This is a genomic window from Pseudomonas sp. Soil_N_39 (assembly GCF_057655955.1).
Genome location: NZ_JBDGLI010000002.1, coordinates 463,918 through 479,390 on the forward strand (window position 1 = coordinate 463,918; position 15,473 = coordinate 479,390).

General features: G+C 62.2%; 19 protein-coding genes. 9 read left to right on the top strand and 10 right to left on the bottom strand.

Features of this window, described 5'->3' with window-relative positions:
* The first annotated feature begins 259 nt into the window (after positions 1-259).
* From ftsY to rpoH, 4 genes are all read left to right on the top strand, one after another.
* On the top strand, positions 260-1,690 hold the full coding sequence (ftsY, locus tag AC3A5O_RS04440) for a signal recognition particle-docking protein FtsY (protein ID WP_487752879.1): 1,431 nt from the start codon (positions 260-262) through the stop codon (positions 1,688-1,690).
* Positions 1,687-2,358: a cell division ATP-binding protein FtsE gene (gene ftsE, locus AC3A5O_RS04445; RefSeq protein WP_003177474.1), complete on the top strand. Its 672-nt coding sequence runs from the start codon at positions 1,687-1,689 to the stop codon at positions 2,356-2,358. The genes ftsY and ftsE overlap by 4 nt, the downstream gene beginning before the upstream one ends.
* Positions 2,355-3,377: a permease-like cell division protein FtsX gene (gene ftsX, locus AC3A5O_RS04450; RefSeq protein ID WP_122567408.1), complete on the top strand. Its 1,023-nt coding sequence runs from the start codon at positions 2,355-2,357 to the stop codon at positions 3,375-3,377. The genes ftsE and ftsX overlap by 4 nt, the downstream gene beginning before the upstream one ends.
* Positions 3,378-3,489: 112 nt before the next feature.
* Positions 3,490-4,344, top strand: a complete 855-nt coding sequence (gene rpoH, locus AC3A5O_RS04455) for an RNA polymerase sigma factor RpoH (protein ID WP_003177476.1) — start codon at positions 3,490-3,492, stop codon at positions 4,342-4,344.
* Between the two features lie 137 nt (positions 4,345-4,481).
* On the opposite strand, the gene mtgA is transcribed toward rpoH, so the two are convergent.
* Positions 4,482-5,204, bottom strand: a complete 723-nt coding sequence (mtgA, locus tag AC3A5O_RS04460; RefSeq protein WP_122567407.1) for a monofunctional biosynthetic peptidoglycan transglycosylase — start codon at positions 5,202-5,204, stop codon at positions 4,482-4,484.
* A gap of 73 nt (positions 5,205-5,277) precedes the next feature.
* Between mtgA and AC3A5O_RS04465 the strand changes: the two genes are divergently transcribed.
* The 4 genes from AC3A5O_RS04465 to trmB all read left to right on the top strand — a co-directional run bounded on the left by AC3A5O_RS04465 (position 5,278) and on the right by trmB (position 7,524).
* Positions 5,278-5,649, top strand: coding sequence for a DUF423 domain-containing protein (locus AC3A5O_RS04465; RefSeq protein WP_487752880.1), 372 nt, complete (start codon positions 5,278-5,280; stop codon positions 5,647-5,649).
* A gap of 90 nt (positions 5,650-5,739) precedes the next feature.
* Positions 5,740-5,940 carry a sulfur carrier protein ThiS gene (gene thiS, locus AC3A5O_RS04470; protein ID WP_163006804.1) on the top strand — a complete coding sequence of 67 codons (201 nt, stop codon included), beginning with the start codon at positions 5,740-5,742 and terminating at the stop codon, positions 5,938-5,940.
* Between the two features lie 54 nt (positions 5,941-5,994).
* Entirely contained in the window at positions 5,995-6,789 is a 795-nt protein-coding gene (locus AC3A5O_RS04475) for a thiazole synthase (RefSeq protein ID WP_060740195.1), read from the top strand.
* A 9-nt stretch (positions 6,790-6,798) separates the two neighbouring features.
* Complete coding sequence (gene trmB / locus AC3A5O_RS04480) at positions 6,799-7,524, top strand: tRNA (guanosine(46)-N7)-methyltransferase TrmB (protein WP_305468756.1); 726 nt, start codon at positions 6,799-6,801, stop codon at positions 7,522-7,524.
* Positions 7,525-7,668: 144 nt separating this feature from the next.
* Here the strand turns inward: trmB and AC3A5O_RS04485 are convergent, their stop codons facing one another.
* The 9 genes from AC3A5O_RS04485 to AC3A5O_RS04525 all read right to left on the bottom strand — a co-directional run bounded on the left by AC3A5O_RS04485 (position 7,669) and on the right by AC3A5O_RS04525 (position 14,385).
* Entirely contained in the window at positions 7,669-7,992 is a 324-nt protein-coding gene (locus tag AC3A5O_RS04485; protein WP_487752881.1) for a DUF3392 domain-containing protein, read from the bottom strand.
* Between the two features lie 18 nt (positions 7,993-8,010).
* On the bottom strand, positions 8,011-9,210 hold the full coding sequence (gene hemW, locus AC3A5O_RS04490) for a radical SAM family heme chaperone HemW (protein ID WP_487752882.1): 1,200 nt from the start codon (positions 9,208-9,210) through the stop codon (positions 8,011-8,013).
* Positions 9,207-9,803 carry an RdgB/HAM1 family non-canonical purine NTP pyrophosphatase gene (rdgB, locus tag AC3A5O_RS04495; protein ID WP_122567404.1) on the bottom strand — a complete coding sequence of 199 codons (597 nt, stop codon included), beginning with the start codon at positions 9,801-9,803 and terminating at the stop codon, positions 9,207-9,209. Before rdgB ends, hemW begins: the two co-directional genes overlap by 4 nt.
* A complete protein-coding gene (locus AC3A5O_RS04500) occupies positions 9,800-10,234 on the bottom strand; it encodes a DUF4426 domain-containing protein (protein WP_487752883.1) in 435 nt (144 codons plus the stop codon). Before AC3A5O_RS04500 ends, rdgB begins: the two co-directional genes overlap by 4 nt.
* A 25-nt stretch (positions 10,235-10,259) precedes the next feature.
* The gene (metW, locus tag AC3A5O_RS04505; RefSeq protein WP_122567402.1) at positions 10,260-10,880 is read right to left on the bottom strand and encodes a methionine biosynthesis protein MetW; all 621 of its coding nucleotides are present in this window, start codon (positions 10,878-10,880) and stop codon (positions 10,260-10,262) included.
* 7 nt (positions 10,881-10,887) lie between these two features.
* On the bottom strand, positions 10,888-12,027 hold the full coding sequence (gene metX / locus AC3A5O_RS04510; RefSeq protein WP_487752884.1) for a homoserine O-succinyltransferase MetX: 1,140 nt from the start codon (positions 12,025-12,027) through the stop codon (positions 10,888-10,890).
* A 216-nt stretch (positions 12,028-12,243) separates the two neighbouring features.
* Positions 12,244-12,834: a YggT family protein gene (locus AC3A5O_RS04515; RefSeq protein ID WP_210641784.1), complete on the bottom strand. Its 591-nt coding sequence runs from the start codon at positions 12,832-12,834 to the stop codon at positions 12,244-12,246.
* Positions 12,835-12,844: 10 nt separating this feature from the next.
* A complete protein-coding gene (gene proC / locus AC3A5O_RS04520; protein ID WP_305491276.1) occupies positions 12,845-13,663 on the bottom strand; it encodes a pyrroline-5-carboxylate reductase in 819 nt (272 codons plus the stop codon).
* Positions 13,664-13,698: 35 nt separating this feature from the next.
* The gene (locus tag AC3A5O_RS04525; protein WP_487752885.1) at positions 13,699-14,385 is read right to left on the bottom strand and encodes a YggS family pyridoxal phosphate-dependent enzyme; all 687 of its coding nucleotides are present in this window, start codon (positions 14,383-14,385) and stop codon (positions 13,699-13,701) included.
* A gap of 53 nt (positions 14,386-14,438) precedes the next feature.
* On the opposite strand from AC3A5O_RS04525, the gene AC3A5O_RS04530 reads away from it, so the two are divergent.
* Positions 14,439-15,473 carry a type IV pilus twitching motility protein PilT gene (locus AC3A5O_RS04530; protein WP_122567397.1) on the top strand — a complete coding sequence of 345 codons (1,035 nt, stop codon included), beginning with the start codon at positions 14,439-14,441 and terminating at the stop codon, positions 15,471-15,473.

A 15,473-nucleotide genomic window follows, 5' to 3' on the forward strand; every position in this document is an offset into this window, starting at 1 on the left:
GCCACGCCTATCGGGCCTTTTATCGGCCCGGGGTTGTCTGGGTTCTCCGGAGAAACGCTGGGTTTGCTCGTTGATCCCGGCGTTTTCGCCGATGATGCCGTACCAGTCCTTCGAAAAAATCGACTTTGAGGCGTCCTGGGGACGCTTCGACAAAATGTTGCGCGTGAACAAGCTGGATGAAACGCAGTCTGTTCAGCATTGAATATTTATCACCGAGGCGCCCTCGTGGCGCGTCGCTACCGTGAGATAGCCGTCCTCCATGTTTGGTTCCAACGACGACAAGAAGACCCCAGCTGCGGCTGGCGAGAAAAAAGGCCTGTTCGGATGGCTGCGCAAGAAGCCGCAGGAAACCGTCGTCGAACAGCCACAAGCGCTGCCTGAGCCCGCCGCCGAAGCGGTGGAAGAGGACGCCGCGCCAATCATCCTGCCGATTGCCGAACCGATCCTGCAACCGGTCGCGCCTGAGCCTGTGGCCGAACAGCCGCTGACCCCGCCCGTCGAATCCACTCCCTGGCTGACCCTGCCGGTTGCAGAAGAGCCGGTGGCGCTGGTCGAAGACGAGCAAGCCGCGCATATCACCCCACCGATTCCGGCCGCGCCACAACCTGTCGTGGTACAGGGTGTGGCGCCGATTGCCGAGGCCTCAACGGTTGTCATTGCACCTGTCGCTTCGCAGTCCGCCCCTGAACCTGAACCTGAACCCGCTCCGGTTGAAGCTTTGGTCCCAGTCGAGCCGGCCCGCACGGCTGAAGAGAACAAAGTCGGCTTCTTCGCCCGTCTCAAGCAGGGCCTGTCCAAGACCAGCGCCAGCATCGGCGAAGGCATGGCCAGCCTGTTCCTGGGCAAGAAAGTCATCGATGACGAATTGCTGGAAGACATCGAGACCCGCCTGCTCACCGCCGATGTCGGTGTCGAGGCGACCTCGGTGATCATCCAGAGCCTGACCCAAAAGGTTGCTCGCAAGCAACTGACCGACGCCGACGCGTTGTACAAATCCCTGCAAGGCGAGTTGACCAACATGCTCAAGCCGGTGGAACAACCACTGGTGATCACCTCGCAGAACAAACCATTCGTGATTCTGGTGGTGGGCGTCAACGGCGCCGGCAAGACCACCACCATCGGCAAGCTGGCCAAGAAGCTGCAACTCGAAGGCAAGAAAGTCATGCTGGCTGCCGGCGACACCTTCCGCGCCGCCGCGGTCGAACAGCTGCAAGTGTGGGGCGAGCGCAACAAGATCCCGGTGATCGCCCAGCACACCGGTGCCGACTCCGCTTCGGTGATCTTCGACGCCGTGCAGGCGGCCAAGGCCCGTGGCATCGATGTGCTGATCGCCGACACGGCCGGTCGCTTGCACACCAAAGACAACCTGATGGAAGAATTGAAGAAGGTACGCCGGGTGATCGGCAAGCTCGACGCCGATGCGCCTCACGAAGTGCTGCTGGTGCTGGACGCCGGTACCGGCCAGAACGCCATTAACCAGGCCAAGCAATTCAACCAGACCGTCGAACTGACCGGGCTGGCTCTGACCAAGCTCGACGGCACCGCCAAGGGCGGGGTGATTTTCGCCCTGGCCAAGCAGTTCGGCCTGCCCATTCGCTACATCGGCGTGGGCGAAGGCATTGACGACTTGCGCACCTTTGAAGCCGAGCCCTTTGTCCAGGCACTGTTTGCCGAACGGGAGCACTCATGATTCGTTTCGAACAGGTCGGTAAACGCTATCCGAACGGTCACGTCGGCTTGCATGAGCTGAGCTTTCGGGTCCGTCGGGGCGAGTTTCTGTTTGTCACCGGCCATTCCGGCGCCGGTAAAAGTACCTTGCTGCGCCTGCTGCTGGCGATGGAGCGGCCTTCCACTGGCAAACTGCTGCTGGCCGGCCAGGACCTGAGCACCATCAGCAATGCCCAGATCCCCTACCTGCGGCGGCAGATCGGTGTAGTGTTCCAGAATCACCAGTTGCTGTTCGACCGCACGGTGTTCAACAACGTGGCGTTGCCGTTGCAGATCCTTGGCCTGTCCAAGGCCGAGATCATCAAGCGGGTGGACTCGGCCCTGGAGCGCGTGGCCCTGTCGGACAAGACCGACCTGTATCCGGGCGACCTGTCCACCGGCCAGCAACAGCGCGTCGGCATCGCCCGCGCCATCGTCCATCGCCCGGCCTTGCTGCTGGCGGACGAACCCACAGGTAACCTCGACCCGCGCCTGGCGGCGGAAATCATGGGCGTGTTCGAAGACATCAACCGTCTGGGCACCAGCGTGCTGATCGCCAGTCACGACCTGGCGTTGATCGCGCGCATGCGTCACCGCATGCTCACGTTGCAGCGCGGACGCCTGATTGGTGACGGGGAGGCCGGCGTATGAGTGCTACTCGCAGCCCGAAAGTGGCCGAACGCGTGGCCCCGAAGGCCTCCGATCCGCAGCCGCAAAAGAAAAAACGCGACGATGACGACGGCCCGGACTTCGCCACGCTGCTGCGCGCCTGGATCGAAAGCCATCGCGCCAGCCTGCTGGACAGCCTGCGGCGCCTGGGCAAGCAACCCATCGGCAGCTTCTTTACCTGCATGGTGATGGCGGTTGCCTTGAGCCTGCCCATGGGCCTGTCATTATTGCTGAATAATGTGGAGCGCCTGGGCGGCTCCTGGCAGCGCGCCGCGCAGATTTCCCTGTACCTGCAGATGGATGCCAGCCCCGGCGAAGGCCAAGCATTGCGTGAGCAGATCAAGGCCATGCCGGGCGTGGCCGAAGCCGAGTACATCGGCCGCGAGCAGGCGCTGGAAGAGTTCCAGCAACAGTCCGGCCTGGGCGACGCCCTCAAGGAGCTGCCGGAGAACCCGCTTCCGGGCGTGGTGCTGGTGACGCCGAACGAGGTCGACAAGCCCGCCCTTGAAGCATTAAGACAAAGACTTTCCGAGTTGCCGAAGGTACAACAGGCGCAACTTGATCTAGTCTGGGTCGAGCGTCTTGCGGCGATCCTCAAGCTCGGCGACCGGTTTGTCTTCGGTCTGACGGTGCTGCTGGTTTCTGCATTACTTTTGGTGATAGGCAATACCATTCGTCTTCATATTGAAAACCGCCGCACCGAGATAGAAGTGATTAAACTCGTCGGCGGTACGGACAGTTATGTACGCAGGCCCTTCCTTTATATGGGGGCGCTGTATGGCTTCGGTGCCGGGATTCTGTCCTGGGGCGTATTGGCGTTTGGCCTGGACTGGCTGAACGATGCGGTAGTGGGGCTGGCCGGTTTGTACGGCAGTGATTTTTCGCTGGCCGGAGTGCCAGTCGCCGACGGTCTGTCGCTCTTGCTTGGCGCGGTGCTGTTGGGTTATATCGGTGCATGGATTGCGGTCGCACGCCACTTGCGTGAGCTTGCGCCAAAATAGGGTTTTTTGCGCGTATTGACCTTTCGGTTTTTGTGGGAACTTGTCTTAGGGTTCCCGGTCAATTTTCGCAGTGCTGAACTGCACGAGTTATGTGAGTCGGAGGTTTTTTCGTATGACCACTTCTTTGCAACCTGCTTATGCTCTGGTCCCGGGTGCGAACCTGGAGGCCTATGTGCACACGGTGAACAGCATTCCATTGCTGACGCCCGAGCAGGAGCGTGAACTGGCCGAGAGTCTCTATTATGAGCAGGATCTTGAGGCGGCTCGGCAGATGGTGCTCGCCCACCTGCGTTTTGTCGTACATATCGCCCGCAGCTATTCCGGCTACGGGCTGGCCCAGGCCGACCTGATCCAGGAAGGCAACGTCGGCCTGATGAAAGCGGTCAAGCGTTTCAACCCGGAAATGGGCGTGCGCCTGGTGTCGTTTGCGGTGCACTGGATCAAGGCGGAAATCCACGAGTTCATCCTGCGCAACTGGCGCATCGTGAAAGTCGCGACCACCAAGGCCCAGCGCAAGCTGTTCTTCAACCTGCGCAGCCAGAAGAAGCGTCTGGCCTGGCTGAACAACGAAGAAGTCCATCGCGTGGCTGAAAGCCTGGGTGTAGAGCCTCGGGAAGTGCGCGAGATGGAAAGCCGCCTGACCGGCCATGACATGGCCTTCGACCCGGCTGCCGAAGCGGACGACGACAGCGCTTTCCAATCGCCGGCCAACTACCTGGAAGACCACCGGTACGACCCGGCGCGTCAACTGGAAGACGCCGACTGGAGCGACAACTCCAACACCAACCTGCACGAAGCCTTGGAAGTGCTGGACGAACGCAGCCGCGACATCCTCTACCAGCGCTGGCTGGCCGAGGAAAAGGCCACGCTGCACGACCTCGCGCAGAAGTACAACGTGTCGGCAGAGCGGATTCGCCAACTTGAGAAGAGCGCGATGAACAAGCTCAAGGTGTCGATTGCGGCTTGACCTGCGATAGCGACAACAAAAAACGCCCCGATCAGTGATGTTCGGGGCGTTTTTGTGTGCGCTCAATCTCGGATTCGCCGCAGACCCCCTGTGGGAGCGAGCAAGCTCGCTCCCACAGTTGAATGTCGGTGTTTGGTCTACTGCGCCCAAGGCGCCCGCCGCGCATGATCGAGCCCCAGCAAATAACTGTCGCCTCCCAACTGGCTCATCTGCTGGCGAATCCAGCCCGCCCGCCGTAGCACGTAGGGGCTCGGCCGGCTGGCGCTCCATTTGCGCGGGTTGGGTAATACCGCCGCCAGCAGGCTGGCCTGTTGCCGGGACAAGGCGTCGGCGCTGGTGCGGAAATGATGCCGTGCCGCCGCTTCCGCCCCGAACACACCGTCATCCCACTCGACGCTGTTGAGGTACACCTCAAGGATCCGCTGCTTGGGCCAGAACACTTCGATCAGCGCGGTGAACCAGGCCTCCAGCCCTTTGCGCAGCCAGCTGCGGCCTGACCACAGGAACAGGTTTTTGGACACTTGCTGGCTGAGAGTGCTGGCGCCGCGAATCGAACCGCCACGGCCATTGTGGGCGAAGGCGGCCTGGATCGCGCCGATGTCGAAGCCCCAGTGCTCGGGGAATTTCTGGTCTTCGCCAGCGATCACTGCGACTTTGAGGCTGTCGGAGATCTGGTCCCAAGGCTGCCAGGTGCGTTGCAGGTCGATCGGTTCACCGCCGAACCAGGATTCAACCTTGCGCTCGATCATCAACGCCGTGAACGGCGGCGGCACCACGCGAAACAGCAGCACCAGCACAACGCTGCCGACGGCGAACCAGAGCAGGGCTTTAAGGAATCGTCGAAACAATGTACGCAGCATAGAGATGGCTTGGCCGAACCCGTCGAGCGGGCCATTATACAGACCCTGTCCACCGAGTCTGACTGGAGTTCCCATGTTGCGTAGCTTTCTGATGCTGGCGGCTTTCTTCGGTTTCACGGGCGTGGCGCTGGGTGCATTCGCCGCCCATGGCCTGAAAAATCGCCTGAGCGCCGATTACCTGGCGATTTTCCACACCAGCGTCACCTACCAACTGGTGCACACCCTGGCGTTGCTGGGCGTTGCGCTGCTGGCCACGCACATTCCCGGGCGCATCGTCACTTGGGCCGGAATTTCCTTTGTCATCGGCATCCTGTTGTTCTCCGGCAGCCTGTACCTGCTGACGCTCACGGGCATCAGCAAGCTGGGCATCATCACTCCGTTGGGTGGCGTGGCGTTCCTGATCGGCTGGTTGTGCCTGGGGCTTGCCGCCTGGCGGCTGGGCTGACCTGCCGGTCCATTTCATGACGAATGGCTTGGGTCACCCAGACTGATCGGGCTAGAATGCCAGCCCCTAAAAATGATGGCGGCATCCGGCATGCGCATTCAGTTGAACGGCGAACCCCTTGAACTGCCCGACGGTGAAACCGTTGCGGCCCTGCTGACCCGTCTGGAACTTACCGGACGCCGCGTCGCGGTGGAGCTCAATCTGGATATCGTCCCGCGCAGCCAGCACGCCGAAACCACGTTGAACGATGGCGACAGCGTCGAAGTGGTCCACGCCATCGGCGGTGGCTAGTCGCCTCGGTTTCGCAGCATTTCGCAAGAACCTCACCCCAACAGAGGATTTCCCATGAGCATCGTTCGTAGCGACAAGCCCTTCGTCCTGGCCGGTCGTACCTACCAGTCGCGCTTGCTGGTAGGTACCGGCAAATACCGCGACATGGAAGAAACCCGCCTGGCCATCGAGGCCTCGGGCGCCGAGATCGTGACCGTCGCCGTGCGCCGGACCAACATCGGCCAGAACCCGGGCGAACCGAACCTGCTGGATATCCTGCCGCCGGATCGCTACACCATCCTGCCGAACACTGCCGGCTGCTTCGACGCCATCGAGGCCGTGCGCACCTGCCGCCTGGCCCGTGAGCTGCTCGACGGCCACAATCTGGTGAAGCTGGAAGTACTGGCGGACCAGAAAACCCTGTTCCCCAACGTGATCGAAACCCTCAAGGCCGCCGAAACCCTGGTCAAGGAAGGTTTCGACGTGATGGTCTACACCAGCGATGACCCGATCATCGCCCGTCAATTGGCGGAAATCGGCTGCATCGCGGTCATGCCGCTGGCCGGCCTGATCGGCACTGGCCTGGGGATCTGCAACCCGTACAACCTGCAGATCATCCTGGAAGAAGCCAAGATCCCAGTGTTGGTGGATGCCGGTGTCGGTACCGCCTCCGACGCCACCATCGCCATGGAGCTGGGTTGCGAAGCGGTGCTGATGAACTCTGCCATCGCCCATGCGCAGCAGCCGGTCCTGATGGCCGAAGCCATGAAGCACGCCATCGTCGCCGGTCGCCTGGCGTACCTGGCCGGCCGCATGCCGAAAAAACTTTACGCCAGCGCCTCCTCGCCGCTGGATGGTCTGATCAAGTAAGAGCCATTGATGACTGAATCGAACGACACGCCGGTCCTGCCGGAAGACGGCGAAGAGCGCCAGCACCGCCGCATCAAGAGTTTCGTGATGCGCGCCGGGCGCATGACTGAAGGCCAGCAGCGCGGCCTGGAGCAGGGCGCGCCTTTATTCGTCCTGCCCCTGGCCGACGCACCGGTGGATTTTGACCAGGTCTTCGGCCGCTCGGCTCCGCGCTCGCTGGAAATCGGCTTCGGTATGGGCCACTCGTTGCTGGAAATGGCCGCCGCTGCGCCGGAGCAGGATTTCATCGGCGTGGAAGTCCACCGTCCCGGCGTCGGTGCGTTGCTCAACGGCGTGCTGACTCAAGGGCTGACCAACCTGCGGGTCTACGATTGCGACGCCATCGAAGTGCTCAACCGCTGCGTGGCCGACAACAGTCTTGACCGGTTGATGCTGTTTTTCCCGGATCCTTGGCACAAAAGCCGGCACCACAAGCGCCGTATCGTCCAGGCATCGTTCGCTGAACTGGTGCGCAGTAAATTGAAGGTCGGTGGTGTGCTGCACATGGCCACCGACTGGGAACCCTACGCCGAGTACATGCTGGAAGTGATGAACGTCGCCCCGGGTTATCGCAACCTGGCCGAAGACGGCAAGTGCGTGCCACGACCGGCCGAACGGCCGATCACCAAGTTCGAGCGCCGTGGCGAACGGCTTGGGCATGGGGTTTGGGATTTGAAGTTCGAGAAGGTGGCTTAAACACCGAAGCCCCTGCTGAAACGGGATCCCCTGTGGGAGCGAGCTTGCTCGCGATGGCGGCATGACAGTCAACATTGATGTTGGATGTTATGGCCTCATCGCGAGCAAGCTCGCTCCCACAGTTGTTTTGTGATGGCTGTCGGATCAGCGCCGATCCGCCACCACGCCAATCAACACCAGCACCACCAACAACACCGGCGCCAGGCTGTAGTTGTTGAACTGGCTCAAGCCCCTGACGATCCACGGCGTGGTATAGATCAGCGCGGCGCCGCTGCCGATCATGCACAGCAGGGCGATCAACGGGACGCGCAAGGCGCCGGCGATGCTGCCCAGGCGTTGTTCGACCCAGCCCTTGATGTCGGCACCAAACAGCACCAGCAGGCAGCCTACCAATGCCAGGGAGATTTCCGACAGGTTGCTGCGGCTCCAGCGGGATACGGTGGCCAGCAGGTCGAGTACCAGATCCATTCGATTTCCTTGTGTTGATCAGCTCAGAAATGTCTGCAGCAAGTCATTGAGAAACAACTGTCCGCGCTCGGTGGCCGCCAGACGTGTCGGTTCGACCTGCAACAACCCGCTTTGTTCGGCCTCGCGCCGGCCTTTGGTCAAGCTTTGCAGGGGCAGCCCGGTGCGTTCCGGGTACAGCTGCGCTTCCACGCCCGCAGTCAGGCGCAGCGCGTTCATCAGGAACTCGAACGGCAGTTCTTCATTGGCCAGGGTTTTCTTGCCCGCCTGGAAGCTTTTGGCCGGGTTGAGATAGTCCTTGGGCAGGCGGGTCTTCCAGGTGCGCACGATGCGCCCGTCCGGATGGCTGAGCTTGCCGTGGGCGCCGGCGCCGATGCCGATGAAGTCGCCGAAGCTCCAGTAATTCAGGTTATGCCGCGCCGCCCGACCGGGCTGGGCGTAGGCCGAGACTTCGTATTGAGCGTAGCCGTGTTCGGCCAGCAAGGCTTGCCCGGCTTCCTGGATGTCCCACAGCGTGTCGTCTTCGGGCAAGGTCGGCGGCTGGTTCCAGAACACCGTGTTCGGCTCCAACGTCAACTGGTACCAGGACAGGTGGGTCGGTTTCAAGGCGATGGCTTGGCGCAGGTCGCTCAAGGCGTCGTCGAGGGACTGATCGGGCAGCCCATGCATCAGGTCCAGGTTGAAGTTGTCGAACCCGGCTTGTCGGGCCATGCCAGCGGCGCGCACCGCCTCGTCACCGTTATGGATCCGGCCCAGGGCTTCGAGCTTGGCCTGCTGGAAGCTCTGGATGCCAATGGACAGGCGATTGATGCCCAAGGCCCGGTAAGCGACGAATTTTTCTTGTTCAAACGTGCCGGGGTTGGCTTCCAGGGTGATTTCAATGTCCTGGGCGAACGGTATCCGTGCCTCGACACCTTTGAGCAACCGCCCCAGGGCCTGGGCACTGAACAGGCTTGGAGTGCCGCCACCGAAAAAGATCGAGCTCAACGGGCGACCGTAAACCGCGTGCAAATCCTGGTCGAGGTCGGCCAGCAGGGCGTCGACGTATTCCTCTTCCGGCAGTTGCGGGCTGGCGGTGTGGGAGTTGAAGTCGCAATACGGGCATTTGCGCACGCACCACGGGATGTGGACGTACAACGCCAGGGGCGGCAGCACCGGCAGTGGCGCCCGAGGCGTTTGTACACCGCCATGGATCAGCGGTGCGGGAGCGTCGTCGATCATTGCAGGCCCAGGCGTTGACGCAGCAGGGCCATGGCGCGGGCGCGGTGGCTCAGTTGGTTCTTTTCCACCGGCCCCAGCTCGGCGCTGGAGCAATCGCGCTCCGGCACCCAGAACAACGGGTCATAGCCAAAACCGTGCTCGCCGCTGGCTTCGGTGAGAATGCGCCCGGGCCACAGGCCTTCGCAGAGGATCGGCAACGGATCGTCGGCGTGGCGCACCAGGGCCAGCACGCACACGAACTGCGCGCCACGCTCGGCTTCGGGCACATCCTTGAGGGCGTCGAGCAGCTTGGCGTTGTTCGCCGCGTCACCTTTGCCATCAGCGTAACGGGCCGAGTAAATGCCCGGTGCGCCGCCGAGGAAGTCCACGGCCAGCCCGGAATCGTCGGCCAGCGCCGGCAGGCCCGAGATGCGCGCGGCATTACGGGCCTTGAGGATGGCGTTCTCGACGAACGACAGGCCGGTCTCTTCCGGTTCCACCTGGCTGAATTCGCCAATCGAGCGCAACTGCACCGACCCGCCGAGCATGGCCTGCAGTTCCTTGAGTTTGCCGGCGTTGTGGCTGGCCAATACGAGTTGGGTAAGGTTGATCATTGGCCCGGGAACAGTTCCTGGTTGAAGTTGAGGGTGTTGATCTTGTCGCCGGTTTGCACCTCGATTTCGAAGGTCCGGACTTCCTGTTGTTCCACCGGGTACTGGGCGATGTAGTAGATCGCGCCTTGCTCAATCACTTGCTTGAATTTCAGCGGGACGGAGCTGCTGGTGAGATCCTTGACCGAGCCGCTGACTTGAGCCATCAGAGGCTTGCCGCCCTTGATCACCGAAACATTGATAACGCCTTGATTCTTGCTGCGAGTCAGCTCGGCTGCCTTGGCAATGTCCGGCGTCAGGAAGGTGGAATTGAAGGTGTTGTAATGCACGGTGATATCACCGAATTTTTCCATCCGCTCGGCCTTGATGACATCGGCGGCCATGGTGCCAACGCTCAGGCAAGCGGTGATGAGAAACAACGCGAGACGTTTCATGTCGTGCTCCTGGTTAGGCCGGGGCTCACACCGCGACCTGATGATCGGCAAGGCCTGGGCTGCTGACCCGATAAATGCCTATCTCACCTAACAGATTAGGCCATAGCTTGCTGGCCCACCCGTGGCGATGCTGTTGGTCCACGGCCAGGCGATCGATGACTTTGGCTTCACGTTCGCGGCACAGCGCTTCGAAATCCTCGAAGGTACAGAAGTGGATGTTCGGCGTGTTGTACCAGGTGTAGGGCAGGAAATCCGAGACCGGCATGCGGCCCTTGCTCGCCAGGTACCAGCGGCAGCGCCAGTGGCCGAAGTTGGGGAAGGTGATGATGCACTGGCGCCCGACCCGCAGCATTTCGTCGAGGATCTTGTCCGGGTAGTGCACCGCTTGCAGCGCTTGGGTCATGACCACGACGTCGAAGCTGTTGCTGGCGAAGTTGCCCAGGCCCTTGTCCAGGTCCTGCTCGATGACGTTGATGCCCTTGGCCACGCACTCGGCGATGTTGTCCGGGTCGTTCTCCAGGCCGTAGCCGGTGACCTGTTTGTTGTCCCGCAGCCAGGTCAGCAGTTCGCCGTTGCCGCAGCCCAGGTCGAGCACGCGGCTGCCGGCGGGGATCCATTCCTGGATGATGTCCAGATCGGCTCTCATGGCGTCCTCACAGCGTTATACGGTTCATGTAGTTGCCGAACGCCTGCAGGTAGCGCGGGATCGGAATCAAAAAGGCGTCGTGGCCCTGGGGCGCGTCGATTTCCAGGTAGCAGACGTCCTTGCGCGCGGCCATCAGCGCGTCCACCAGTTCCCGCGAGCGCGCCGGGGAGAAGCGCCAGTCGGTGGTGAACGACATCACACAGAACTTGGCGGTGGCGCTGGCAAACGTTTTCGCCAGGTTATCGTCGAAGTTCGCCGCCGGATCGAAGTAGTCCAGCGCCTTGGTCATCAACAGGTACGTGTTGGCGTCGAAACGCCCGGAGAACTCTTCACCCTGATAGCGCAGGTAGCTCTCGACCTGGAACTCGACGCTGTGGAAGTCGTAGTTGAGCTTTTCGCTCTTGAGGCCACGGCCGAATTTCTCGCCCATGGAGTCGTCGGACAGGTAGGTGATGTGCCCGACCATCCGCGCCAGCATCAACCCGCGCTTGGGGATCACGCCGTGTTCCTGGAACGAACCGCCGTGGAATTCCGGGTCGGTGAGGATCGCTTGGCGCGCCACTTCGTTGAAGGCGATGTTCTGCGCCGACAGCTTGGGGGCCGAGGCGATTGCCAGGCAATGACGCACGCGGTCCGGGTAGGTGATGGTCCATTGCAGGGCTTGCATGCCGCCCAGGCTGCCGCCGATCACGGCGGCCCACTGGCCGATACCGAGGCGGTCGGCCAGGCGCGCCTGGCTGTGGACCCAGTCTTCCACGGTCAGCACCGGGAAATCGGCGCCGAAGGGCTTGCCGGTGTCCGGGTTGAGGCTGCTGGGGCCGGTGGAACCGTTGCAGCCGCCCAGGTTGTTCAGGCTGACCACGAAGAACTTGCTGGTGTCGATGGGCTTGCCCGGGCCGATGCAACTGTCCCACCAGCCGGGCTTGCGGTCGTCGACGCTGTGATAGCCGGCGGCGTGGTGATGCCCCGACAAGGCGTGGCAGATCAGCACGGCATTGCTCGCCGTGGCATTGAGGGTGCCGTAGGTTTCGTAGATCAGGTCATAGGCTGGCAACGAACGGCCGCAGGCCAGGGCCAGGGGCTCGCTGAAATGCGCCGTTTGCGGCGTCACCAGACCAACGGAATCGGGGGGAAAGGCAGCTGGCATCGACCCTGCTCGCGTTGAAATGAGGCGTAAGTCTAAAGACCGCTGTGGCGGGCGGCAAGCAAAGGGCGGCGCTGATTGTCCGCCCGGCGCAAACCCCGTGGGAGCAAGGCTTGCCCGCGATGAGGACGATGCGGTCTTCCAGGGACCGAGGTGCCTGTTTCGCGAGCAAGCTTTGCTCCCACATAGATCGGTGCTGACCGATCAGGAGGGTGTGGATCAGATCAGCAGCCGCAGGATCTCCGGCATCATGGTCATCGCCGCCAGGTTGTTGATCACCAGCATGTCGATCAGCTTGAGCACCATGAACGCCAGGATCGGCGAGATATCCAGGCCGCCGAGGTTCGGCACGATGCGGCGGAACGGCGCCAGGGCCGGCTCGCAGATCTGGTTCACCAGCTCTGCACCCGGGTTATGGCTACCCGGCGCGACCCACGAAAGGATCACGCTGATGATCAGGGCGAAGAAGAAAATCTTCAGGAACAGCGCGGTCACGCCAATGATCGACCAGATCAGCAATTGCAGCGGGTTGCCGGTGGTGCCGTAGGTCAGCAGCAGGGTCAGGGCCATCAGCGCCAGTTGCACGAGGATCGCCAGGACCAGCGACGACATGTCCAGGCCGAACAGGCTCGGGATGATCCGGCGCAGCGGCTTGAGCAGCGGCTGGGTAGCCTTGACGATGAACTGGCAGAGCGGGTTGTAGAAGTTGGCACGTACCAGTTGCAGCACGAAGCGCAGCAGCACGATCAGCAGGTACAGGCTGCCGAGGGTTTGCAGCACGTAGACCGCTGCAGTGTTCAATCCAATCATGAATGGCTCCTTATTGGCCCAGTTGTTCGGCCATTTCGGCCGAGCGGTGCGCGGCGGCGCCGAGTGCTTTTTCCACCAGGGCTTCGAAGCCCCCGGCCTGGAACGATTTGATGGCCGCTTCGGTGGTGCCGGCCGGCGAGGTCACGCGGCGACGCAACTCGGCCGCATCGACGTCGCTGGACACCGCCATGTGCGCGGCGCCGAGGGCGGTCTGCAAGGTCAACTGGGCGGCGGTTTCCCGGGTCAGGCCAAGTTTTTCGCCAGCGGCGGTCATGGCTTCGATCAGCAGGAAGAAGTACGCCGGGCCCGAGCCGGAGACGGCGGTGACCGCGTCCAGTTGCTGTTCGGTGTCCAGCCACAGGGCCAGGCCAACGGCGGACAGCAGCGTTTCGGCCTGCTGGCGTTGTTCGGCGGTCACGTGTGGCGTGGCGAACAGGCCGCTGACGCCCTGGCGCAGCAGCGCCGGAGTGTTGGGCATGCAACGTACGATCGGCTGCTCGCCGAGCCAGTTGTTCATGCTGGCGCAGGTGATGCCAGCGGCAATCGACACCACCAGTTGATGGGGTTTGAGGCTCGGACGCAGGGCCTCGCAGACGCTTTTCATCGCTTGCGGCTTGACCGCCAGCACGATGACGTCGGCGCCGTCGATGGCCTGGGCGTTGTCGGCAAAGGTTTCGATGCCGTGTTCGGCACTCACTCGGTTGCGGGTCTCTTCACCCGGATCGCTGGCGCGGATCAGCGAAGCGTCCAGGCCCTTGGCCCGCAGGCCGCCGATCAGGCTGGCGGCCATGTTGCCGGCGCCGATGAAGGCAATACGCGTGTTGCTCATGACAGGTCCTTATAAAGAGATGAGTCGGCCATGGTTCAGGATTGACCGTAGTCGCGGGCGCCAAACAGGGCAGTACCGATGCGCACCCAGGTGGCGCCCTGGGCAATGGCCGACTCGAGGTCGTGGCTCATGCCCATGGAAAGCGTGTCCAGCGGCAGTGCCAGGCTGGCTTGCAGGCGTTGAACGGCGGCAAAGGCGGCATCCTGCGCGTCACGCTCTTCGGTGGGTTCGGGAATCGCCATCAGCCCACGCAGCTTCAAGCGTGGCAAAGCGCTGATGGCGCTGGCCAGGGCGGGCAGGTCCGCCGGGGTGCAGCCGGATTTGCTGGCCTCACCACTGACGTTGACCTGGATACAGATGTTCAGCGGCGGCAACTCGGCCGGGCGCTGCTCGGACAGGCGCTGTGCAATTTTCAAGCGATCCACGGAATGCACCCAGTCGAAGTGTTCGGCGATAGCGCGCGTCTTGTTCGATTGAATGGGGCCGATGAAGTGCCAGATCAAGGGCAGGTCGGTCAATTCGACCTGTTTGCCCAGGGCCTCTTGCAGGTAGTTCTCGCCGAAGTCCCGCAGGCCGGTGGCATAAGCCTCACGCAGGGCCTGGGCGGGCTTGGTCTTGCTCACGGCCAGCAGTTGGACGCTGCCTTCGGCACGCCGGGCGGCCTGCTCCGCAGCGCGGATGCGCGAACTAACCTGAGCGATGTTGTCTGCTATCGTGGACATAAAGAAGCGCCAGCGGTGAGGTTCGCGGCATTCTACTGGAATTGAGGAGCGCTATGGATATCACTGAGTTACTGGCGTTCAGCGCCAAGCAGGGGGCGTCGGACCTGCATCTGTCCGCCGGCCTGCCGCCGATGATCCGCGTGGATGGCGATGTGCGGCGGATCAACCTGCCGGCGCTGGACCACAAGCAGGTCCATGAGCTGATCTACGACATCATGAATGACCGGCAACGGGTGGATTACGAAAAGTTTCTGGAGACCGACTTTTCCTTCGACGTGCCGGGCGTAGCGCGATTCCGGGTCAACGCCTTCAATCAGAATCGCGGCGCGGGGGCGGTGTTCCGGACCATTCCGTCGAAAGTCCTGACCATGGAAGACCTGGGGATGGGCGAGGTGTTTCGCAAAGTGACCGAGTCGCCGCGCGGGCTCGTGCTGGTGACCGGGCCGACCGGTTCGGGCAAGTCCACCACCCTGGCGGCCATGATCGACCACCTCAACAGCCACAAGCACCATCACATCCTCACCATCGAAGACCCTATCGAATTCGTTCACGAACCGCGCAAATGCCTGATCAACCAGCGCGAGGTGCACCGCGACACCCAGGGTTTCTCCACGGCCCTGCGTTCAGCCCTGCGGGAGGACCCGGACGTGATCCTGGTGGGCGAGATGCGCGACCTGGAGACCATCCGCCTGGCGCTGACCGCCGCCGAAACCGGGCATCTGGTATTCGGCACCTTGCACACCACATCGGCGGCCAAGACCATCGACCGGGTGGTGGACGTGTTCCCCGGTGACGAGAAATCCATGGTTCGCTCGATGTTGTCGGAGTCGTTGCAGGCGGTGATTTCCCAGACGCTGATCAAGAAGATCGGCGGCGGCCGGATCGCGGCGCATGAAATCATGCTGGGGACCTCGGCCATCCGTAACCTGATCCGTGAAGACAAGGTGGCGCAGATGTACTCGTCGATCCAGACCGGCGGCTCGCTGGGTATGCAGACGCTGGATATGTGTTTGAAGGACTTGGTGAACAAAGGGTTGATCAGTCGCGAACATGCCCGGGAGCGGGCGCGTACGCCGGATAACTTCTAG